At 63.8% G+C, this 22,396-nt stretch carries 19 protein-coding genes; 9 read left to right on the top strand and 10 right to left on the bottom strand.

Annotated features, from left to right (window positions below; translation table 11 throughout):
* Positions 1 to 55: 55 nt before the first annotated feature.
* Positions 56 to 751, bottom strand: coding sequence for an aspartate/glutamate racemase family protein (locus tag RFM40_RS19965; RefSeq protein WP_320278100.1), 696 nt, complete (start codon positions 749 to 751; stop codon positions 56 to 58).
* A 52-nt stretch (positions 752 to 803) separates the two neighbouring features.
* Positions 804 to 2,987, bottom strand: a complete 2,184-nt coding sequence (locus RFM40_RS19960) for a primosomal protein N' (protein ID WP_320278080.1) — start codon at positions 2,985 to 2,987, stop codon at positions 804 to 806.
* 91 nt (positions 2,988 to 3,078) lie between these two features.
* Between RFM40_RS19960 and fsa the strand changes: the two genes are divergently transcribed.
* On the top strand, positions 3,079 to 3,735 hold the full coding sequence (gene fsa / locus RFM40_RS19955; RefSeq protein WP_320221639.1) for a fructose-6-phosphate aldolase: 657 nt from the start codon (positions 3,079 to 3,081) through the stop codon (positions 3,733 to 3,735).
* A gap of 254 nt (positions 3,736 to 3,989) precedes the next feature.
* Here fsa and RFM40_RS19950 read toward each other — a convergent pair whose 3' ends face one another.
* The 4 genes from RFM40_RS19950 to leuS form a co-directional block, all read right to left on the bottom strand.
* Positions 3,990 to 4,409 carry a carboxymuconolactone decarboxylase family protein gene (locus tag RFM40_RS19950; protein WP_320278079.1) on the bottom strand — a complete coding sequence of 140 codons (420 nt, stop codon included), beginning with the start codon at positions 4,407 to 4,409 and terminating at the stop codon, positions 3,990 to 3,992.
* Positions 4,345 to 4,773, bottom strand: coding sequence for a MerR family transcriptional regulator (locus RFM40_RS19945; protein WP_320278078.1), 429 nt, complete (start codon positions 4,771 to 4,773; stop codon positions 4,345 to 4,347). The genes RFM40_RS19950 and RFM40_RS19945 overlap by 65 nt, the downstream gene beginning before the upstream one ends.
* Before the next feature lie 383 nt (positions 4,774 to 5,156).
* Positions 5,157 to 5,735: an LPS assembly lipoprotein LptE gene (gene lptE, locus RFM40_RS19940; protein ID WP_320226728.1), complete on the bottom strand. Its 579-nt coding sequence runs from the start codon at positions 5,733 to 5,735 to the stop codon at positions 5,157 to 5,159.
* Entirely contained in the window at positions 5,722 to 8,349 is a 2,628-nt protein-coding gene (leuS, locus tag RFM40_RS19935; RefSeq protein ID WP_320278077.1) for a leucine--tRNA ligase, read from the bottom strand. The genes lptE and leuS overlap by 14 nt, the downstream gene beginning before the upstream one ends.
* A gap of 144 nt (positions 8,350 to 8,493) precedes the next feature.
* On the opposite strand from leuS, the gene RFM40_RS19930 reads away from it, so the two are divergent.
* The 3 genes from RFM40_RS19930 (at position 8,494) to RFM40_RS19920 (ending at position 11,151) form a co-directional block, all read left to right on the top strand.
* Positions 8,494 to 9,159 (top strand): YggS family pyridoxal phosphate-dependent enzyme, encoded by a 666-nt coding sequence (locus tag RFM40_RS19930; RefSeq protein WP_320278076.1) that lies wholly within the window; start codon positions 8,494 to 8,496, stop codon positions 9,157 to 9,159.
* A gap of 302 nt (positions 9,160 to 9,461) precedes the next feature.
* A complete protein-coding gene (locus tag RFM40_RS19925; protein ID WP_320278075.1) occupies positions 9,462 to 9,863 on the top strand; it encodes a hypothetical protein in 402 nt (133 codons plus the stop codon).
* 238 nt (positions 9,864 to 10,101) lie between these two features.
* Complete coding sequence (locus RFM40_RS19920; RefSeq protein ID WP_320278074.1) at positions 10,102 to 11,151, top strand: aldo/keto reductase; 1,050 nt, start codon at positions 10,102 to 10,104, stop codon at positions 11,149 to 11,151.
* Positions 11,152 to 11,317: 166 nt separating this feature from the next.
* Here the strand turns inward: RFM40_RS19920 and RFM40_RS19915 are convergent, their stop codons facing one another.
* Positions 11,318 to 12,223, bottom strand: a complete 906-nt coding sequence (locus tag RFM40_RS19915) for a LysR family transcriptional regulator (RefSeq protein WP_320278073.1) — start codon at positions 12,221 to 12,223, stop codon at positions 11,318 to 11,320.
* 120 nt (positions 12,224 to 12,343) lie between these two features.
* On the opposite strand from RFM40_RS19915, the gene RFM40_RS19910 reads away from it, so the two are divergent.
* Both RFM40_RS19910 and RFM40_RS19905 read left to right on the top strand, forming a co-directional pair.
* Entirely contained in the window at positions 12,344 to 13,528 is a 1,185-nt protein-coding gene (locus RFM40_RS19910; RefSeq protein ID WP_320226734.1) for an MFS transporter, read from the top strand.
* Between the two features lie 40 nt (positions 13,529 to 13,568).
* Positions 13,569 to 14,603 (top strand): aldo/keto reductase, encoded by a 1,035-nt coding sequence (locus RFM40_RS19905; RefSeq protein ID WP_320226735.1) that lies wholly within the window; start codon positions 13,569 to 13,571, stop codon positions 14,601 to 14,603.
* Between the two features lie 190 nt (positions 14,604 to 14,793).
* On the opposite strand, the gene RFM40_RS19900 is transcribed toward RFM40_RS19905, so the two are convergent.
* The gene (locus tag RFM40_RS19900; RefSeq protein WP_320226736.1) at positions 14,794 to 15,066 is read right to left on the bottom strand and encodes an usg protein; all 273 of its coding nucleotides are present in this window, start codon (positions 15,064 to 15,066) and stop codon (positions 14,794 to 14,796) included.
* Between the two features lie 302 nt (positions 15,067 to 15,368).
* On the opposite strand from RFM40_RS19900, the gene acs reads away from it, so the two are divergent.
* The 3 genes from acs (at position 15,369) to RFM40_RS19885 (ending at position 19,099) form a co-directional block, all read left to right on the top strand.
* A complete protein-coding gene (gene acs, locus RFM40_RS19895) occupies positions 15,369 to 17,324 on the top strand; it encodes an acetate--CoA ligase (protein WP_320278072.1) in 1,956 nt (651 codons plus the stop codon).
* A complete protein-coding gene (locus RFM40_RS19890; RefSeq protein WP_320278071.1) occupies positions 17,324 to 18,073 on the top strand; it encodes an MOSC domain-containing protein in 750 nt (249 codons plus the stop codon). The genes acs and RFM40_RS19890 overlap by 1 nt, the downstream gene beginning before the upstream one ends.
* Positions 18,074 to 18,280: 207 nt before the next feature.
* Positions 18,281 to 19,099, top strand: coding sequence for a sugar phosphate isomerase/epimerase family protein (locus RFM40_RS19885; protein WP_320278070.1), 819 nt, complete (start codon positions 18,281 to 18,283; stop codon positions 19,097 to 19,099).
* A gap of 27 nt (positions 19,100 to 19,126) precedes the next feature.
* Here the strand turns inward: RFM40_RS19885 and RFM40_RS19880 are convergent, their stop codons facing one another.
* Both RFM40_RS19880 and RFM40_RS19875 read right to left on the bottom strand, forming a co-directional pair.
* Complete coding sequence (locus RFM40_RS19880) at positions 19,127 to 20,395, bottom strand: cyclopropane-fatty-acyl-phospholipid synthase family protein (protein WP_320226740.1); 1,269 nt, start codon at positions 20,393 to 20,395, stop codon at positions 19,127 to 19,129.
* Between the two features lie 390 nt (positions 20,396 to 20,785).
* On the bottom strand, positions 20,786 to 22,279 hold the full coding sequence (locus RFM40_RS19875) for a TadE/TadG family type IV pilus assembly protein (protein ID WP_320278069.1): 1,494 nt from the start codon (positions 22,277 to 22,279) through the stop codon (positions 20,786 to 20,788).
* Positions 22,280 to 22,396 lie beyond the last annotated feature (117 nt).

The following is a 22,396-nucleotide window of genomic DNA, read 5'->3' as shown; positions in this document are numbered from 1 at the left end:
CGCGCGCCAGATGGCCGCCGACACATTAGAAAAGACGCATCAGAAGAGCGCCCAATCAGGATAGGGCGAAGTCGACCGCGGCCTCGGCATGGATACGCGTGGTGTCGAACACCGGGATATCGAAATCGTCCTGACCGATGAGCATCGTGATCTCGGTACAGCCCATGATGAGGCCGTCGATCTTTTCGTCGCGCAGCATGCGGCCGACCTCCTCGACATAGGCCGCTTTCGATTCGCCGTTGACGACGCCCTGACAGAGTTCGTCGTAGATCACCTTATGCACCATGTCGCGGCCGGCCTGATCCGGCACCACCGGCTGCAGCCCGTATTTGTCGGCGAGCCGTCCCTTGTAGAAATCCTGCTCCATGGTGAAGCGCGTCGCGAGCAGCGCCGGGCGCTTGACGCCCGTTTCGAGGGCGGCGCGCGCCGTGGCATCGGCGATATGGATGAGCGGGATCGAAATAGCCGCCTCAACCGCGCCTGCGAGCTTGTGCATGGTGTTGGTGCAGATCACCAGGCCTTGCGCGCCGGCCGCCTCCAACCCGCGCGCGGCTTCCACCAGAAGAGCGCCGGCGCCTTCCCAATCGCCCGCATGCTGGCGGTCGGCGATCTCGGCGAAATCGAACGACCATAAAAGCAGCTTCGCCGAATGCAGCCCGCCGAGGCGCTCGCGCACGATCTCATTGAGCAGCCGGTAATAGATCGCCGTCGATTCCCAGCTCATGCCGCCGATGAGGCCCAAGGTTTTCATCGGAACAAGGGTTTTCATAAGCATACGCTCCAGCGGGACTAGATGATCTCTTTCACAGAAAGCTCTGCGGGTCGATGTCGACCTGCACGCGCACCGAGCCCCTAAGCTTCGGCCCATCCGCCAGCATGGCACGGATAAAACCTTGCATGTCGGCGCGCCGCTCGCCCTGCACGAGCAGGCGAAAGCGATGGCGGCCGCCGATCAGCGACAGCGGCGCTTCGGCCGGTCCGAGCACGAAGAGATCGGACGCCTGTGGAGCCACGCGCCGCAGGCCCCGCGCATGACCTTCGGCCTCGCCTCGTGTCGCTGCGCTGACGATGATGCCGGCGAGCCGGCCAAAAGGTGGGAGTGCCGCCCGCTCGCGCTCCGCAATCTCGCGCTCATAAAAAGCTTCCGAATCGCCGGAGACGATGGCCCGCATCACCGGATGATCCGGCTGGTAGGTCTGTAAGAGGCCGAGGCTCTTCTTGCCGGTGCGGCCGGCGCGCCCCGTCACCTGGCTGAGCAGCTGGAAGGTGCGCTCGGCCGCGCGCGGGTCGCCATTGGCCAGCCCGAGATCGGCGTCGACGACGCCGACCAGCGTCATGCCGGGGAAATTGTGGCCCTTGGCGACGAGTTGCGTGCCGATGACGATATCGGCCTCTCCATTGGCGACGGCCTCGAGCTCAAGTCGCAGCCGGCGCACGCCGCCAAGCAGGTCGGACGACAGCACGATGGTGCGCGCGTCCGGGAAATGCGCCACCACCTCCTCGGCGATGCGCTCGACGCCCGGCCCGCAGGCGACGAGATGGTCGAGCGTGCCGCATTCCGGGCAGGCTTCCGGCCGCCGCTCATTGTGCCCGCAATGATGGCAGACGAGTTGGCCGCGAAAACGGTGCTCGACCAGCCAGGCCGAGCAGACCGGACAGCCGAAGCGATGGCCGCACACGCGGCAGAGCGTCAGCGGCGCATAGCCGCGCCGGTTGAGGAAGAGCAGCGACTGCTCTTGTCTCTCCAGCGTGCGCTGCATCTGCTCCAAAAGGAGAGGCGACAGGAAACCGCCGCGCGCCGGCGGGGCGCGCCGCATGTCGATCGATTTGAGGTCTGGAAGCGCCGCCTCGGCGAAGCGCGACGACAGGACCGCTCTGGCGTAGCGGCCCTGGGTTGCATTGACCCGGCTCTCGACCGAGGGCGTCGCCGACGCGAGCACGACTGGAAAGGCGCCGATGTGGCCGCGCACCACTGCCATGTCGCGGGCATTGTAGAAGACACGGTCCTCCTGCTTGTAGGCAGGATCATGCTCCTCGTCGACGACGATCAGGCCGAGTTCCTTGAACGGCAGGAACAGCGCCGAGCGCGCGCCGGCGACGACGCGCACGCCGCCTTCCGCGACCTGCCGCCAGACGCGCTCGCGCATCCTGGGCGGCAAGTCGGAATGCCACTCCGCCGGCTTGGCGCCGAAACGATCCTGGAAGCGTTCGAGGAAGGCATGGGTGAGCGCGATTTCCGGCAGCAGGATCAACACCTGCCTGCCTTTGTCGAGCGCCGCCGCCACCGCCTCGAAATAGACCTCGGTCTTGCCCGATCCGGTGACGCCGTCGAGCAGGGTGACGTTGAAGGCGTCGGCAGCGACAGCTCCGCGCAGCTTCTCGGCCGCCGCTTTCTGGTCCGGCATCAATTCCGGCAGCCCGTGGCAAGGGTCGGGCGCCGCCACTACCGGTCGTGGCGGGATCATCACCGTCTCGAACACGCCTTGTGCCCTTAAGCCGTCGATGACCGTCGAGGAGACGCCCGCCGCATGGGCGAGGCCGGAGCGCGTCCAGGCAAGCCCACCCTCTGCCGTCTCCAGCACCCGCCGCCGCGCGTCGGTCAACCGGTCCGGTTCCGCAAGGGTGCGCTGCAGCCCTTCGATCCACGGCTCCGGGTCGAAGGCTTCCGGGGCTCGGAGCAGCATCCGCGCCACCATGCCGGGGGCCGAAAGCGTGTATTGCGCGATCCAGTCGACGAAGCGACGCATCGCCCGGTCGATCGGAGGGCAGTCGAAGACCTCCTCGATCGGCCGCAGCTTTTTCGGATCGACGGATTCGACGACGGCGTCCCAGACGATGCCGGCCACCTGCCGGGGGCCTAGCGGCACGCGCACGATCGAGCCCGGCACCACGCGCATGCCCGGCGGCACGGCATAGGTATAGGGCCGTTCGGCCGGCATCGGCACCAGCACGGGTGCGGCCGCGACAAAGGGCGAATCTTCGATCATCAGGCGTGACCTTGCCCCGACTTTGCTCTAGATCAAAGAGCGACCCTCGAACGTGCCGGATCGGCACCTGGAAATCCCCAAGGAGACCGTTATGAAATTTTTTGTCGACACCGCCGACATCAAGGAGATCAAGGAACTGAACGATTTGGGGCTGCTCGATGGCGTTACCACCAACCCCTCGCTGATCCTGAAATCGGGCGGCAAGATCTCCGAGGTCACGAAGCAGATCTGCGACATCGTCGAAGGCCCGGTCTCGGCCGAGGTCGTCGCGACCGAGTTCAAGGACATGATGGCCGAGGCCGAGGTGCTGGCCAAGATTGCGCCGAATGTCGCCATCAAGGTGCCGCTGACGCTGGATGGGCTCAAGGCCTGCAAGACGATCCGCACCGAGATGAACCGCATGGTCAACGTCACGCTCTGCTTCTCGGCCAATCAGGCGCTGCTCGCCGCCAAGGCCGGCGCCTCCTTCATCTCGCCCTTCGTCGGCCGCATCGACGATACCGGCTCGGACGGCATGGAGGTGATCTCGGAAATCCGCACCATCTACGACAATTACGATTTCAAGACCGAGATCCTGACCGCTTCGGTGCGCACGGTGAACCACGTCAAGCAGGCCGCGCTGATCGGCGCTGATATCGTGACCGCGCCGCCGGCGACGCTGAGGGCGCTGGTCAACCATCCGCTGACCGACAAGGGCCTCGCCGCCTTCCTCGCCGACTGGGCCAAGACCGGCCAGAAGATCAACTGAGGCCGGAGATCGGACAAAAAAGAGGCCGGGCAACCGGCCTTTTTTTAGATACAAGCGGTGCGCGAACGTGTGTTGAGTTTCAGGGGTTTCTTGAGCTGGTTCGCGAGACCCTTCGGGAGCTATTCCCGTCTGAGGTGTTCGAGCGGTTCCGGGAGAGGGTGAATAGCCTTTGGCCGCGTGACGCACGAAACCCGGATCGGAAGGCTCCTAAGCCACCTGCGCCATCTCGTGGTCCCTCGCCGCGAACCGGGCTCCTACACGGTCGCTTCCCCCTTCTGGACGGGAAATCTGGCGAATACTTCCTTGGCTGCGAACAGGCCGTTGAGCGCCGCAGGAAAGCCCGCATAGACCGCCATCTGTATGATGATCTCGATGATTTCGTCCTTGGTCAGCCCGACATTCAGGCCCGCCTCAATGTGAACCTTCAATTGCGGAGTCGCTGTCCCCATCGCGGTCAGCGCCGCGACAGTGGCGATTTCTCGAGCGCGCAGATCGAGGCCGGGGCGGCTGTAAATGTCGCCAAACGAGAACTCGAACACGTAGTTTGCGAAGTCGGGGGCAATGTCCGCCAGAGCGGCAATGACATTGTGGCCGGCTTCGCCGTCGATTTCAGCGAGCGCCCGCTTGCCGCGTTCCAGCCGGCTTTCGCCGGCGTTCGGGGATTGTTGCGTCATATTCTTTCATCCTCTGTTCTTTGCCTGCATATCCGGCAATCTTGGTGTCGAGGACGAGAAGGCAGGCTTGCAATTCGGCCACATGCGCTCGGACACGCTCGCGGTGCCGTTCAAGCAACGCGCCGCGCTCCGCTTCCGTGCCGACGCCACGTTCCCGCAAGGCCTCGTAGCGCAGCATTTCCCGGATAGGCATCCCGGTCGCTTTGAGACGGTCGAGAAATTCTATCCAGCTGAGGATTGATGCGTCGTAGTCACGTTGGCCCGATTGGTTCCTGTCGGCATAGGGAAGCAGCCCGATCCGCTCATAGTAACGGATGGTGTGGGTCGATAATCCCGAACGCTTCGCCAGTTCACCAATCTTCATGAACGCCTTCTTTCGTCACGACGCACGGGAAGCTACAGGTTAGAGTGCGCTCTAAGTCAAGGGGTAACTAGTCGCGCAACTCCTGCTCCTACACGGTAGCGCACTGTTCCATGACATGAGCGCATGCGAGATGATGCCTGGACGCCGGAGAGCAACCACATGACTGGATTGTTGGAGCTTCTGCATCCGACAATCTGGTCAAGCCGAGCCGGAGGCGAAGACGGGCGCGAAGCGACCAAACTGGACGGTTTCCGGGAACCGGCTTATGCCGGCCGTAGCCTTAATTTAACTGCCACGCCACTTATGAGCGCTTCGGTCGGCGAAGGCCGGAAGCGCTGGAAACCGGCATTTGCAGGCCGGCCTCGCCTGAAAATCAACACACTTTAGGCCTTCTTGCCGTGCTTGGCCAAATCCTGGGCGATCGCCAGCCGAAGCAGATCGGCAAGCTCGCGGGCGGCGCGGTTCTCGGCGTCGATCTGCGCCCGGTAGGCCGCAAACTCCTGGCGCGGCCGGTCGAAGGACGACGGGATCGACCGCTTGCCGACCGCTACCACCGCGCCGGTCGCATCTCGCAGCACGTAATTGGCGGTAAGCGTCACGGTGCCCGCCGTCGGCTCGTCCTCTTCGGTCTGCACCTGGACGATGGCCGCCGACTCGACCAGCTCGCTGACGCCAAGGTCGAGCGTGTAGGCGGGCGAAGCCGGTTCGCCCGAACCCTGGCCGAAAGCGAAGATCAGATTGTTGCGCACCTGCTGGCCGGCGCGCGAGCCGACGGGCTTGATCGAGATCGATGCCAGCTCGGCGGCGGCGCCGACCTGCGAGCCGGCTGTCAGCGGCTGGCTGGAATAGAGCGGCCGCACCGTGCAGGCCGAGACCAGCGCCAGCGAGGCGACCAGCCCGAAGAGAGCCGCGCGGCGCAGCAAATGCGCCGCCTGTGACTTTTCCGGATCAGGCAACGACATTGACGATCCTCTGCGGGACGATGATCACCTTGCGGGGAGCCTTACCATCGAGCGCTTTTTGCACGAAGTCGAGGGCCAGCACCGCTTTTTCGACGGCACCTTGATCCGCGTCGCGGGCAATTGTCAAATCCCCGCGCTTCTTGCCGTTGACCTGCACCGGCAGCACGATCTCGTTGTCGACGACGAGAGCCGGATCGTAGACCGGCCAAGGCCGTTCCGCGACGAGATCGGTGCCGCCCAGCTCCTGCCAGCATTCCTCGGCCAGATGCGGCATCACCGGCGCGATCACATGCACCAGGATCTCCACGGCCTCGCGGCAGGCGCCCTTCAGCGCCGCGTCGGCCTTGCCTTCGGCGACATCGTTGAGCGGCGCCGTCAGCGCATTGGCAAGCTCGTAGATGCGGGCGATCGCCCGGTTGAAGCCGAGCTTCTCGATATCCTCGCCGATCGCCTTCAGGATCTTGTGCGCGGCCTTGGAGACGGCTCCGGCATCGCCCTCTTTCGCCGCGGCCGGCTTCACGCCGTTGAGCTGCTCGGCCGCGATCTGCACCAGGCGCCAGACGCGCTGCACGAAGCGATGCGCGCCGGCCGCACCCTCGTCCGTCCATTCAACGTCGCGCTCGGGCGGCGAGTCCGACAGCATGAACCAGCGCGCCGTATCGGCGCCGTAGCCGTCGGTGATCTCTTCCGGGCTCACCGTGTTCTTCTTCGACTTCGACATTTTCTCGAGCGCGCCGATCGTCGCCTCTTCGCCGGTGGCGATCTCGATGGCGCGGCGCTTGCCGCCCGCATCCTCGATCCTGACCTCGCCCGGCGACAGCCAGCGCCCATTGGTCGACGGGCCGCCGACCCGGTAGGTCTCGTGCACCACCATGCCTTGCGTGAACAGGCCCTTGAACGGCTCGGCGAGATTGAGGTGCCCGGTCTCGCGCATGGCGCGGGTGAAGAAGCGCGAATAGAGCAGATGCAGGATCGCGTGCTCGATGCCGCCGATATACTGGTCGACCGCCAGCCACTCGTCGGCCGCCTTCGGCTCGGTCGGTTCATTTGCCCAGGGCGCAGTGAAGCGTGCGAAATACCAGGACGAGTCGACGAAGGTGTCCATCGTGTCGGTCTCGCGCCGCGCGTCGCGGCCGCATTGCGGACATTTCACATGCCGCCATGTCGGGTGGCGGTCGAGCGGATTGCCCGGACGGTCGAACTCGATGTCGTCGGGCAGCTTGACCGGCAGGTCGGCCTTCGGCACCGGCACCACGCCGCAGGCCTCGCAATGGATCATCGGGATCGGGCAGCCCCAGTAGCGCTGGCGCGAGATGCCCCAGTCGCGCAGGCGGAAATTCACCTTGCGCTCGGCCATCGGCCGGCCGCCGATCGTCTTCTGTTCGAGCAGCTTCGCCACTTCGTCGAACGCCCTCTCCGGCTTCATGCCGTCGAGGAAGCGCGAATTGATCATCACGCCGTCGTCGACATAGGCTTCATCGATGATCTGGAAGCTTCCTTGATTTTCGCCTTCCGGCATGACAACCGGGATCACCGGCAGGCCGTATTTGTTGGCGAAGTCGAGGTCGCGCTGGTCGCCCGACGGGCAGCCGAAGATCGCGCCGGTGCCGTATTCCATCAGCACGAAATTGGCGACATAGACCGGCAGCGTCCAGTTCTCGTCGAACGGATGGACGACGCGGATGCCGGTGTCGAAACCCTTCTTCTCGGCCGTCTCCAGCGCCGCCACCGAGGTGCCCATGTGGCGGACCTCGTCGATGAACTTGGCCAGCGCGGGATTGCTTTCGGCGGCCTTCCTCGCCAGCGGATGATCGGCGGCCACCGCCATGAAGGAGGCGCCGAAGATCGTGTCCGGCCTTGTCGTGTAGACTTCCAACTCATGCATGTCGCCGACCGAAGCCGCCAGCGGCCAGCGGATCAGCAAGCCATCCGAACGACCGATCCAGTTGTGCTGCATCAGCTTGACCTTTTCAGGCCATTCGTCGAGGCGCTCGAGCGACTCCAGCAGGTCCTGAGCGAAGTCGGTGATCTTGAAGAACCACTGCGTCAGCTCGCGCTGCTCGACCAGTGCGCCCGAGCGCCAGCCGCGGCCGTCGATGACCTGCTCGTTGGCGAGCACCGTCATGTCCTCCGGGTCCCAGTTGACCTTGGAGGATTTGCGCGTCACCAGCCCCTTCTCGACGAAGTCGAGGAACAGCATCTGCTGGCGGTGGTAATAGTCGACGTCGCAGGTGGCGAACTCGCGCGCCCAGTCGAGCGACAGGCCCATGACCTTGAGCTGCTCGCGCATGACCGCGATGTTCTCATAGGTCCAGTCCTTGGGGTGGACCTTGTTCTGCATTGCCGCGTTCTCGGCCGGCATGCCGAATGCGTCCCAGCCCATCGGATGCAGCACGTTGAAACCCCTGGCGCGCTTGTAGCGCGCCACGACGTCGCCCATCGTATAGTTGCGGGTGTGGCCGATATGGATCTTGCCCGACGGATAGGGGAACATCTCGAGCACGTAGTATTTCGGCTTGGGGTCGTCGTTCCGGGCTTCGAACAGCTTCTTTTCGGCCCAGGCCTTCTGCCATTTGGGCTCGGAGGTGCGCGGATTGTATCGTTCGGTTGCCATCGGATGTTTTTCACTTAAAAGCAGGTGCGCGGCGCCGGACAAGACCGGCAGCCGATATGTCGTCGCGGTGTTCACCATGGATTGCCGGACCCGTCAACTGTGGCGATCCGGCGTTGGCGCTGAAACTACAGGCAGGATATGGGCATGACGAGTGCCGTAGAACAGTTTCTCGCGGTCAAGGCGAGGATCGCAAATGCCGAGCGCGAGGCCAAGCGCGAACCCGGCGTCGTCACGCTGGTCGCGGTGTCGAAGACCTTTGCGGCGGAAGATATTCGCCCTGTGATCGAGGCGGGCCAGCGCGTCTTCGGCGAGAACCGTGTGCAGGAAGCGCAAGGTAAATGGCCGGCGCTGAGAGAGGCATTTCCCGATATCGAATTGCATCTGATCGGCCCGCTGCAATCCAACAAGACCAAGGAAGCGGTAGCGCTTTTCGATGTCATCGAGACGGTCGACCGCGAGAAGATCGCCGCCGAGCTTGCAAAGGAGATTGCGAAGCACGGCCGGACGCCAAAACTCTATGTCCAGGTCAACACCGGCTCTGAGCCGCAGAAAGCCGGCATCGAGCCGCGCGAGGCGGTCGCCTTCGTCAAGCGCTGCCGTGACTTCCATGGCCTCGCCATCGAAGGCCTGATGTGCATACCGCCGGCGGACGAAAACCCCGGCCCGCATTTCGCGCTGTTGGAAAAGCTCGCCCGCGAGGCGGGCGTCGCAAAACTCTCGATGGGCATGTCCGGCGATTACGAGACGGCGATCGCCTTCGGCGCGACCAGCGTCAGGGTCGGCTCGGCGATCTTCGGCAGCCGCGACTAATTCCACGACACGAAGTCCCGGCGTCGTCATCCCTTGGGCGTAGCGCCGCGAAGCGGAGCGCAGACCCCAGGATGACGAGCTGACTGGCGCTTCGGCCAATCTCCACAATGCGAGATTTTGCCGACGCAAGCACACCGTCCAATCCCAGGAAACGTACGTTAGCGGTTTTCCGCCCGGAATTCCGATGAAAAACAAACGGCTAAAGCAGACGCGTCACACCACCGCATTGCACCGCCGGGTCGGCTCACTACGTGCGCTCGAAGGAACGCGCGCGTGGCTCCTTCAAGTGAAAGGAGGCCCCGATGACCGTCACACGCCACGACCAGGAAATCACACAAAACCAGCAAGTCTCCCGTGGGCTGCACCGGTGGGTCTATTTCGCCATGGTGGGGCTCGCGGCCTGCTATGCGCTATCGGCCTGGATCGGTTTCGCCGGCGGTTATGACGAATATCTGCTTTTCGTCGTCACCGGTTTCATCGTGATGGCGGTGGCGCTGCCGGCCATCGCCGGCCACGTTTGGCGCCATCACCGGATCGGCCGTCCGAGCAAGCCCAAAACTTTCCCCGACTGGATCGCGGGCGAATTCGACACCGGCGAGCATCCGGTGAAAGCCAGCACCGCGACGATCGAAATTCTCCTGCCGCTTGCCGCCGTCGCCTTCGGCATGACGGCATTCGCGATCCTCGCCCTGATCGAAAGCTGAGCGATCCGAGGAGAAGCGCGCAGCGGTTTTCTGTCGGGAACTGGATAGGCGATCCGGTGCCGACCTCTTCGTCACGATCGCGTTACCGGCCCCTCCAACCGGACGATAGCGTTGCGCCAGCGCTTGAAACGAAACGGACCGTTCCTATTTCCCCGGTGTCAGTCAGACAAAACCGTGTCAGTCAGACAAACATGTCATTCAACCGTGTCACCCAATCCTTCTCTCGGGGAAATTCACCATGCGCTACAACCAACTCGGCAACACCGGCCTGTTCGTCTCCGAACTCTGCCTCGGCACCATGACCTTCGGCGCCGCCGGTGAGAACGCCCAATGGGGCCTCATCGCCAGCCTTGACCAAAAGGGCGTGAACGAGATCGTCGGCCGCTCGATCGCCGCCGGGATCAATTTCTTCGACACCGCCGACGTCTACTCCTTCGGTGCGTCGGAGCGGCTGCTCGGCCAATCGCTCAAGGACCTTGGCGTCAAGCGCTCGGACGTCATCATCGCCACCAAGGTGCATGGTGTCATGGGCGAAGGCCCGAACCAGCGCGGCTCCTCGCGCGGCCACATCATGGACTCGATCGACGGCAGCCTAGAGCGGCTGCAGCTCGACCACATCGATCTCTACCAGCTGCACGGCACCGATACGGTGACGCCGATCGACGAGACGCTGCGGGCGCTCGACGACCTCGTCGCCAGCGGCAAGGTGCGTTACGTCGGCGTCTCCAACTGGCAGGCCTGGCGCATCGCCAAGGCATTGGGCATCGCCGAGCGCAAGGACTATGCCCGCTTCGAGACGGTGCAATCCTATTACTCGATCGCCGGCCGCGATCTCGAGCGCGAGATCGTGCCTTTGATCAACGAGGAGAAGCTCGGCTTGATGGTCTGGTCGCCGATGGCCGGCGGGCTGCTCTCCGGCAAATACGGCCCGGGCGCGCCGGGCAATGGCGAAGGCCGCCGCGCCAGCTTCAACTTCCCGCCGGTCAACGAGGACCGCGCCTGGGCCGCGGTCGCCGTCATGCGCGAGATCGCCAAGAAGCATGACGTCAGCGTCGCCACGGTGGCGCTGGGCTATGTGCTGGCCAAGCCCTTCGTGATGAGCGTCCTCATCGGCGCCAGCCGCATGGACCAGCTCGAGCAGAACCTCGCCGCAACCGGGCTGAAGCTCGATGCCGGCGATCTTGCCAAGCTCGACGAGGTCAGCGCGCTGCCTTCAGAATATCCCGGCTGGATGCTGGAGCGGCAAGGCGCCGGCCGGCGTCCGGCGCCCTTCGTGCCGAAGGCTTGAGCCCGATTGACATCTGGCCGATATCTAGAGCAATTCCAGGAAAAGTGTGAGCGGTTTTCCGTCCGGAATTGCGTCAAAACAAAGAGATAGAGCGGTTCGCCGTTTCCGTGAAACGGTGAAACGCTCTAAAGCCGCGCGCTTCCTGGTGCGCGGCTTTTTGATTCCTTCAAAGACGCACCGTCTCCACGAGAAAGTCGAGAAACGCCCGCACCCTGGCCGGCAGATGCTTGCCCTGGCCGACATAGACCGCGTGCGTCGGCTCCTCGTCGCCGGGATTGAACTCCTCCAGCAGCGAAACTAGTCGCCCGGCAAAGATATCGGGCTCGACATGCCAGCGCGCCAGCCGGGCGATGCCGGCACCCGCCAACGCGGTCAGCCGCATCGCCTCGCCGTCGCTGACCGTCGCGTTGCCGGCAATCGGGACGACGATCGGTGCGCCATCCACGCCGATGAAAGGCAGGCCGTCGATATGCCGCGCGAAGCCGAAGGCAAGCAGATTGTGACGGTTGAGATCGGCGGGCGTGCGTGGCATGCCGCGGGCTTCGAGATAGGCGGGAGCGGCAATCACCACCATCGGGCTCTGGCCAAGCTTGCGCGCCACCAGACGTGACTCGCGCAGCGGACCGGCGCGGATGGCGACATCGGCGCGCTCTTCCAGAAGGTCGATGACATTGTCGGTCAGCACCGCCTCGACGCTAATCTCCGGATAGCGTTCCAGGAAGCGCGGCAAGAGCGGCATCAGCCGATGCTGGCCGAAGGGCACATAGCTGTTGACCCTGAGCCTGCCGCGGGGCGCGGCACCCGCCGCCGCTTCGCGCTCGGCCGCATCGAGATCGGCGAGAATGCGCAGGCCGCTGTCGTGGAAGGCGGCCCCTTCCGGGGTCAGTTGCAGCCGGCGCGTCGAGCGGCTGACGAGGCGAGCGCCGAGCCGCGCCTCCAAGCGCGCGATCAGCTTGCTCACCGCCGACGGCGTCATGCGGAGCCGCCGCGCCGCGGCCGAAAAACTGCCCGCCTCGACGACGCGGACGAACACTTCGATCTCGCCGGAGCGGTTGATTTCGGGCCTCGCCATTCGTGAATCTATTTCACAGAAAATATGCCCGATGCAAGGCTGGTTCACAGCTTGGCGGATAACGATCTACCCGGTCGGGCGCGGACGGGGCGTCCTTCAGCAATCAAACGGACGATCGCCATGCCTCTTGCCCTCTATGCCCTCACCGCCGGCGCCTTCGGCATCGGCGTCACCGAATTCGTCATCATGGGCCTGCTGCTCGATGTCAGCGCCGATCTCGGCGTCTCGATCTCGGCCGCTGGCCTGCTCATTTCCGGCTATGCGCTGGGCGTCGTCGTCGGCGCGCCGCTGCTCGGCGTGCTCACCGGCCGCCTGGCGAAGAAGACGCTGCTGCTTGCCCTGATGGTGGTCTTCACCATCGGCAACCTCGCCTGTGCGCTGGCGCCCGATTATTGGACGCTGATGGCGGCGCGCGTGCTCACCGCTTTCGCCCATGCCTCCTTCTTCGGCGTCGGCTCGGTCGTCGCGACCAGCCTTGTTGCGCCGAACAGGAAGGCGTCGGCGATCGCGCTGATGTTCACCGGCCTCACCGTCGCCAACATCCTCGGCGTGCCGTTCGGCACCTGGCTCGGCCAGGCCTATGGCTGGCGCTCCACCTTCCTCGCCGTCACGCTGGTCGGCGTCATCGCCTTGGCCGTGATCGCGCTGCTGGTGCCGCGCGACGAGCCGGCCGCGGCCGACGAGGACGAGAGCTCCGAAGGCGCGCTTACCGTGCTTGGCCGCCGGCCGGTGCTGCTCGGCCTGTTGACCACGGTGCTGAGCTGGGTCGGCGTCTTTGCCGCCTTCACCTATCTGGCGCCGATCCTGACCCGCATCAGCGGCTTTTCCGAAGCCGCCGTGTCGCCGATCCTGCTCGTCTTCGGCGGCGGGCTGGTCGCCGGCAACCTGCTTGGCGGGCGCCTTGCCGACCGGCATTTGGTGCCGACAGTCATCGGCACGCTGATCGCCCTGTCGGCCGTACTGTTCGTCATGACCGCCGCGATACATCAGCCGATTGCGGCAATCATCGCCGTCGGCCTGCTGGGCGCGGCCGCCTTCGCCACCGTCGCGCCGCTGCAGATGTGGGTGCTGGAAAAGGCCAAGGGCGCCGGCCAGGGCCTCGCTTCGTCCTTCAACATCGCCGCCTTCAATCTCGGCAATGCCATCGGCGCCTGGCTCGGCGGCTTCGTCATCGATCACGGACCGGGCCTGGGCGCCGTCACGCTTGTCGCCGGCCTGGTGCCGCTCGTGGCGCTGGCCGTGGTCCTTCTGGCGCAGCGCCTCGAGCGCCGCGCGATCGGCTCGCCGGCGCTGGCACAGTGTTGATCAGATCAATTCCGTCTTCGACATCCCAAGGAGAACCATCATGGAGTATCGACGTCTCGGCGCCTCCGGCCTGAAAGTGCCGGCGCTTTCCTTCGGCGCCGGAACCTTCGGCGGCTCGGGCCCTCTGTTCGGCGCCTGGGGCAACAGCGACGCCAAGGAAGCACGCCGGCTGGTCGACATCTGCCTGGAGGCGGGCGTCAATCTCTTCGACACGGCCGACGTCTACTCGAACGGCGCCTCGGAGGAGGTGCTTGGCGAAGCGATCAAGGGTCGTCGCGACGCGGTGCTGATCTCGACCAAGACCGCGCTGCCGATGGGCGACGGGCCGGCCGACTACGGCTCGTCGCGCTCGAGGCTGATACGGTCCGTCGACGCGGCGCTGAAACGTCTCGGCACCGACTATATCGACCTCTTGCAGCTCCATGCCTTCGATGCCGCGACGCCGATCGAGGAGGTGTTGTCGACGCTGGACGACCTCCTGCGCTCCGGCAAGCTGCGTTATGTCGGCGTCTCCAACTTCTCCGGCTGGCAAGTGATGAAGTCGCTCGGGCTTGCGGACAAGCATGGCTACCCGCGCTATGTAGCGCATCAGGTCTATTATTCGCTCGTCGGGCGCGACTATGAATGGGAACTGATGCCGCTCGGCCTCGACCAGGGCGTCGGCGCGCTGGTGTGGAGCCCGCTCGGCTGGGGCCGGCTGACCGGCAAGATCCGCCGCGGCCAGCCGCTGCCGCAAAAGAGCCGGCTGCACGACACGGCGAGCTTCGGCCCTCCGGTCGAGGACGAGCATCTCTATCGGGTTGTCGACGCACTCGAGGCGGTCGCCGCCGAAACCGGCAAGACCGTGCCGCAGGTCGCCATCAACTGGCTCCTGCAACGGCCGACCGTGTCGTCGGTGATCATCGGCGCGCGCAACGAGGAGCAGTTGCGCCAGAACCTCGGCGCCGTCGGCTGGGTGTTGACGCCGGAGCAGATGCAGGCGCTCGATGAAGCAAGCGCGGTGACCGCGCCCTATCCGTACTTCCCCTATCGCCGCCAGGAAGGCTTCGCCCGGCTGAACCCGCCGGCGGTGTGAGCGCCAGCGTTGAAGCTGCCGATCTCCCCCCTTGCGGGGGAGATGGCCGGCAGGCCAGAGGGGGTCGTCTCACGTAGAGCACCAGCGTCGTCTCTCGTCATGGAGGGCATTGGCGCTCCACGCGCGGCAACCCCCTCTGTCGCCTTCGGCGACATCTCCCCCTCAAGGGGGGGAGATTATGCGCGACGCCTCAATGCAACACGAACTCCCCGTCCACCTTCCGCCACTCGTTCGGCGCGATCAGCGTCTGGTGCGTGTAGGTGACCGAATGCAATGGCCCATCGAGCCTGGTCTTCCAGAATTCGATGAAGCGGATCAGCACCGGAAATTTTGGGGCGATGTCGTAGTCCTGCCAGATATAGCTCTGCAGCAAGTGCGGGTGATCGGGGAAATGATAGAGAATCTTGGCCGTCGTCAGCCCATAGCCCTTGAGCATCAGATCCATTTCGGAACGGTCACGCATCGCAGCCCCTAGGTCGATCTCCTTTCCTCCCAACGCGCGATTCTGCGCTCAGTTGCTTAACTGTCTATTGATTTTAGCAGCACCAGGGGCAGTTTTCCATCGCTAAAACAGTCGGTTAGCAGCGATGAGGTGGGAGTGCTGACAGCGTTTCGCAGCTACCCTGCGTCATCCCGCCACGCGAATCCAACGTCTAATGTTGCCGTCGGCGCGGAACTGTTAATAATGCCCGCGAATTCGCGGCCGGTTCGCCGCGATGCCGCTGGTGCTTCAAGCCAGCGGAACCGTCCCGGAGGAAAGCTAAAATGTCCGACGTCCGTGTCCACCGCGTCCAGCCGGCGTGGAAGAAAAACGCGCTGATCGACAACGACACCTATCTCAAATGGTATGCCGACAGCGTGAAAAATCCGGACAAGTTCTGGGGCAAGCACGGCAAGCGCATCGACTGGTTCAAGCCCTTCACCAAGGTCAAGAACACCTCCTTCGACGGCAAGGTCTCGATCAAGTGGTTCGAGGACGGCCAGACCAACGTTTCCTACAACTGCATCGACCGCCATCTGAAGAAGCGCGGCGACCAGACCGCCATCATCTGGGAGGGCGACAACCCCTACGATGACAGGAAGATCACCTATAACGAGCTTTATGCGCATGTCTGCCGCTTCGCCAATGTGCTGAAGAAGCATGGCGTCAAGAAGGGCGACCGCGTCACCATCTACATGCCGATGATCCCGGAAACGGCTTACGCGATGCTGGCCTGCACGCGTATCGGCGCCATCCACTCGGTCGTCTTCGGCGGTTTCTCGCCCGATGCGCTCGCCGGGCGCATCGACGACTGCAAGTCGACCATCATTGTCACCGCCGACGAGGGCCTGCGCGGCGGCAAGCCGATCCCGCTGAAGGACAACGCCGACAAGGCGATCGACATCGCCGCCAAGGCCGGCACCAGGGTCGAAAAGGTGGTGGTCGTGCGCCGCACCGGCGGCAAGACCGGCTGGGTGCCGGGACGCGACGTCTGGTACCACGACGAGGCGGCGACCGTTAAGGCCGACTGCAAACCGGAGAAGATGAAGGCGGAGGATCCGCTGTTCATCCTCTACACCTCGGGCTCGACCGGCAAGCCGAAGGGCGTGCTGCACACCACCGCCGGCTATCTCGTCTATGTCGCGATGACCCACCAATATGTCTTCGACTACCATGACGGCGACATCTACTGGTGCACCGCCGATGTCGGCTGGGTGACGGGCCACAGCTACATCGTCTACGGGCCTTTGGCCAACGGCGCCACCACGCTGATGTTCGAAGGTGTGCCGAACTATCCCTCGCAGTCGCGCTTCTGGGAAGTCATCGACAAGCACAAGGTCAACATCTTCTACACCGCGCCGACGGCGCTGCGCGCGCTGATGGGCGCCGGCGACGGCCATGTGAAGAAGACCTCGCGCAAGTCGCTGCGCGTTTTGGGCACGGTCGGCGAGCCGATCAACCCCGAAGCCTGGGAGTGGTATTTCAACGTCGTCGGCAACGCCAAGGTGCCGATCGTCGACACCTGGTGGCAGACCGAGACCGGCGGCATCCTGATCACGCCGCTTCCCGGCGCCACCGACCTCAAGGCGGGTTCGGCGACGCGGCCCTTCTTCGGCGTCCAGCCGCAACTGGTCGACGGCGAGGGCAAGGTGCTGGAAGGGGCGGCCGACGGCAATCTCTGCATCATCGATGCATGGCCCGGCATGATGCGCACGGTCTATGGCGATCACGATCGCTTCGTGCAGACCTATTTCTCCACCTACAAGGGCAAATACTTCACCGGCGACGGCTGCCGCCGCGACGCCGACGGCTATTACTGGATCACCGGCCGCGTCGACGACGTCATCAACGTCTCCGGTCATCGCATGGGCACGGCGGAAGTGGAGTCGGCGCTGGTCAGCCACGACAAGGTCTCGGAGGCCGCCGTCGTCGGCTATCCGCACGACATCAAGGGTCAGGGAATCTACTGCTACGTCACGCTGATGGCCGGCGAGGCATCGGGCGATGGATTGCGCAAGGAGCTGATCGACCACGTCCGCAAGGAGATCGGCGCCATCGCCACTCCGGACAAGATCCAGTTCGCGCCCGGCTTGCCGAAAACCCGTTCGGGCAAGATCATGCGGCGCATCCTGCGCAAGATCGCCGAGGACGATTACAGCGCGCTCGGCGACACCTCGACGCTGGCCGATCCGGCCGTCGTCGACGACCTTGTCGCCAACCGGCAGAATAAAAGGGCCTGATGACAGTTCAGGCTTCACTCGGCACCGTCAGCCAGCTCTGGCGCTATCCGGCGAGCTCGCTCGCCGGCGAGCGGCTGGACGCGATCTCCGTCGACGTCGAAACCATCGACGGCGACCGTATGTTCGGCCTGGTCGACGCCACCGACAATGAAATCGCGCGGCCCGACCGCGATGCCAAATGGCATAAGGTGCCGCGCATCCGCACCAGGCTGAGCAACGATCGTGACCTGGAGGTGGCCGTTCCTGGCGGCGACTGGCTGAGCGCGCCCGGCGCCGAATGCGATCGTGCCGTGTCTGCTTATCTTGGCTTCACAGCCTCGATCCGGCCGTTCGGTCAGGAGAACGCACCGCCGGCCTATTCCGGTCCGCTGACGCAGGCGCGCTATCGCAAGGCGCCGATCCATCTGCTGACCACCGCCTCATTGGCGCGGCTCAAGGCGCTGCATCCGGAGGGGGCTGCCGACCCGCGCCGCTTCCGCCCCAACATCGTCGTCGACATGGACCCGGTCAAAGGCTCCTTCCCGGAGACGGAATGGATCGGCCGCAAGCTCGCGGTCGGCGATCTCCTGCTCACCGTCTCGGAGCCTTGCCGCCGCTGCGGCTTCACCATCATTGCCCAGGACGGCTTCGACAACGATCCCGGCATCCTGCGCAACCTGGTGCGTCACAACGCCCATAATCTTGGCGTCTACTGCACCGTGGACAGGCCGGCACGCGTCGAGACCGGCGCGCCGATGCGCTTTGTCTAGGGCAATTCCAGCAAGTGAAACGGTTTTCGGTCCGGAATTGCGTCAAAAAGATTCATACCGGTCCCGTTATGCTGCGTGATGACGCCATGATCTTGACGCCGCGGGCTTGGCGCTGCGTGTAATACGCATGACAGAAAACGGCGTCATAGAACCGCACGGTCTGCCTTGTTGTCCAACTACCTTCAAATCTCACCTACCGGAGCCCCGATGACTTCCTTGCCCGTTCTTGGCGCCGCCATGACATTGGACGACGTCGAAATCCACCGCGACTGGCTATTCGAAAGGCAGCGCGATCTGGAGCTGCAGAGCTTCGTCGATGCGAGAGTTCTTAGTGGCGACTGGACACCGCTCGCCGCCCGCGCCAGAAAGCTTCTCGACGGACACCGTGGACGGCTCGGGATTCACGGACCTTTCTGGGGCTTGACCATTGCGTCGAGTGACCCTGATGTCCGCGATGTCGTGAGCAGACGTCACATACAGGGAATCGAGATCTGCGCCGCCATCGGCGCGACGCAGATGGTTGTCCACAGCCCCTATACGACCTGGTCCTATAACAATCTCGACAACAACCCCAGCGACCGCGACAAAATAATCGAGTGCTGCCATCTGACGTTGCGCGATGCCGTCAAGCGGGCCGAGGACATCGGCTGCACCCTGGTCATCGAGAATATCGAGGACAAGGATCCGCATATCCGCGTCGGGTTGGCCGACAGCTTCGGTTCCGCTGCCGTTGCCGTCTCGCTCGACACCGGCCATGCCTATTATGCCCACGGTTCGACCGGCGCTCCACCGGTTGATTACTATGTGCACGCCGCGGGCAATCGTCTGCAGCACGTCCACTTGCAGGATGGTGACGGCTACGCCGATCGCCACTGGAGCTTGGGTGAGGGCACGATCCGATGGAGAGCGGTCTTTGCCGCGCTTGCCAAACTCGAAAGCAATCCGCGCCTGATCATCGAGATCAAGGACAAGGCCAAGATACCGGCTTCCGCGACCTATCTTGCCTCGCTCGGTATCGCGGAGTGAGGATGGCGGAACCGAGAGCCTGCCGCGTTACCGGTACAAATCCGCCCGCGTCGGCGGCAGGCCACTCGGGCCACGCGCGCGCTTGGTGGCGACGGTCTGGAAAATCTGCGCCGAGGCGCGCTCGAAGGCGATCGAGCAGCCGGTGAGATAGAGCAGCCAGAGCCGCGCCTTCGCCTCGCCTACCTCGGCGATCGCCTCGTCGAAGTGTGCATGGAGACGCTCCGCCCACAGGTGGCAGGTACGCGCGTAGTGCTCGCGCAAGTTCTCGACGTCGTGGACCAGGAAGCCATGCGCTTCGAGATTGCCGAGCGTCATGCCGATCGTGTCGAGCTCGCCGCCGGGGAAGATATATTTGATCAGCGCCTTGTATTCCGGCCCCTTGCGCAGCGTCTTCCTGATGTCGCCCTTGCTGCGCCTGGTGATGGCGTGGTGGAGATAGATGCCGCCTGGCTTCAGCAGGCGGTGGACAGCCGAGAAGTAGGCCGCGTGGTTGGCAAGCCCGAGATGCTCGAACATGCCAATCGACGAGATCTTGTCGAAGCTGCCGGAGAGCTCGGCATAGGACTTTATCTCGATGGTGATGCGGTCCTCCAGCCCCTCGGCGCGGATGCGCTCGCGGGCAAGCTCCGTCTGCGCTTCCGACAGCGAGACGCCGTGCCCGACGACGCCGTAATGCTTAGTCGCATGGATGAGCATCGCGCCCCAGCCGCAGCCGATGTCCAGCAGCCTGTCGCCGGGTCTCAGCCTGAGCTTGCGGCAGATGTGGTCGAGCTTGTCGATCTGCGCCTGGTCGATGCCGTTGGCGAAATCCCTGAAATAGCCGCAGCTGTAGACCATGCGCTCGTCGAGGAAGAGCCGGTAGAAGGCATTCGAAATGTCGTAATGGTGCTGGATCGCCTCCTTGTTCGATCCGCTGACGAAAGGCTTGCGGCCGGAAAGATCGCTGCGCGCCGTCATCTGTTTTCGCGAAAACAGCACCATTGGCAGGTCGCGCAGGATCGCCAGCTTCGGCAACGATCTGAGCTTCGTCTTGAGCTTGCCTTGCGACGGCAGGGCGTAGAAATCGAACAAAGTGCCGTCTTCGATGTCGACGGTCTTGGAAATCCACATCTCGACCAGTGTCGAGAAAGCCGGCCGGCGCACCAGTTGCCAGACGATGTCCTGGTCGTTGATGGCGAGCACCGGACCGTCGGCGGGCCCGATCCGCTCGCCGGTCCACAGCCTGACCGCAAAGCCCGGCTTCAGCGTTTCGACGACTGTTCGCACGATCCGCGCAGCTCTGTCGGCGGCATCCATTCCCACCTCCCCGATACGTCGATACTGTCCCCGAGCCACTGTCGTCCACCGGCCCGTGGACCGCAATCCATCTGTTGCACGAAAACACCGCGGAGGAGGATTTCCTGCCCGAGGCCTAACCATTCCGTTAAGTGATCTTGTCTTTTGCCGCGACGCACCCCATCATTTGGCTGTGTTCAACAAACTGAAAGGAGGTGATCCGATGTCGAGTGATTTCGTTTTCCAGAACGTGAGCTCAGCGGATTGCACTTCCGGGAAGCAGTCTTCCCGTTAAGGCGCGAAACGCGCGGCAGGTGACCCGATGGGGTCTCCGCCAGGAGCCGCGTCATGGACGGAAACACGGAAGGCCGCCTGCTTCGCCAAGAAACGGCGGCCTTTTCCGTTTGCGGATTACTGCGTCAGCGTGACCTTTTCGGTGTTGCGGATGATTTCCTGAAAGGCGTTATCCAGTTCCACGCCGGTGGACACCTCGAAATAATGTTTGTTGGCGGCGGAGACGTCCTTCGACGAACAATCCTTCAGCACCGCCTTCGCCTGGTCCCGCTCGGTTGCCGACATGTCCTTGTCGTTGAGATCGAAGCCGATGGTGAAAATCTCGATGCCGTCACTTTTCATGTTGCCGCATAGCGTCTCGGCGTTGCCGCGCGCAAGGTTGCCCTGGTTGTTGTAGCTGCCCCCGGCGCTGGCGAAGGCGGTATTGAACTGGCCATCGGTCATCAGGATCGCGACCTTGGCAATCTTCTTCGCATTGGTATCCGAGGGGCCGCTGCCGAGGCCGGCACTCTTGATCGCCGCGCGCCATTGCGGCGACAGCATATAGTAGGTCCACTGAATGGCGATCGCGCCGGCCGTATAACCACCGGCCTCGAAGTCGTCGATCGAATCAAGCAATGCGGCGGAATCGGCGGTCAGCGGGATCGCCGCCGCATCAGGGCACTTGTTCATTCCGCCGCCACCCAGATGATCATCCCGGTTGACCAGGGCGTAATATTTCTTGCCGTTCCTGTCCGTGCGAACCGTGTCGGGGCCGTCGGCGCTAAAATCCGGATCGCCGTTCTTGTCCTTGCGCTCCGTGGCGCAATCATCGGAACGAGGCGTCGCCGCGCCGACAATGGAGATGTAGTCGCCGAAGGACGGCAGCAGCTTGTTGCCCGTCTTGGCGACGAGAAGCGAGCTGCCGGCGACGGGCGGCAGGTCAGAGCTCCCCTGCCTCTCGGCATAGACATTCTCCGCCAGCTTGCCGGCGTTCACGGCGGATGCATAGGGTACAAGCGCGACGCGCACGCGGGGGTTCTTCGGATCCTGGTTCTGAAGCATCGTCCGGACGGCGTTTTTCGCCGCTGCTTTCAGATCGCCGATCTTATCGACGTTGCCCCTTTTCGCCATCGAGCCGGTGATGTCGAGCATCATCGCCACCTCGACCTTCTTGTCGGAATAAAGCGCCGTGGTTGAGGTGCCGACGCGCTGCATGTCGCCAATGTTGAACAGGGGAAAGTAAAGGCCGATATCGGCATGCACATCCGCCTGCACGGTCTTCTCCGTTCTGTTGATCGTGAGCCTGTCGAGCACGATCTGGCCGGCCTGCAGGATGCCGGCCGTGCTGTTGGCGTCGAGAAATGCCTGTACCGATCGATTGGCGTCGGCTTCCTTGATGACGCCGAGGGTGAGATCGCGCGCCGTCGAGGTCACGGCGGCGTCGACGACGCCCTGCAAGCTCGATTTCGCATTGTAGAGCTGCGAGATATTGACCGCGAATCCCACCCCCAGCGCCAGCACCGATGCGGCAGCCCCGAACAGAACCGCGAAATTGCCTCCGCGATCCCGGGCAAGGCCGTCCACCCCACGAACGAGACCCCCACGAACGAGATCTTTGAACTGCCGCATCCTTCCGCCTCCACTGTCTACGGCGGAGGCGTTGCAGGATTTCGGCCAGACGCGGCGGCCGGTCGGAGGAAAGATGCTTAATCGCAGGTTAACTCATTGTTTTTGCTTGCTTTCGGC

Source organism: Mesorhizobium captivum (assembly GCF_033977165.1).
In the GTDB taxonomy this organism is placed as follows: Bacteria; Pseudomonadota; Alphaproteobacteria; order Rhizobiales; family Rhizobiaceae; genus Mesorhizobium; species Mesorhizobium captivum.
Note: the sequence above shows the minus strand (reverse complement) of the source record. Positions and strands in the feature narration are given on the sequence as shown.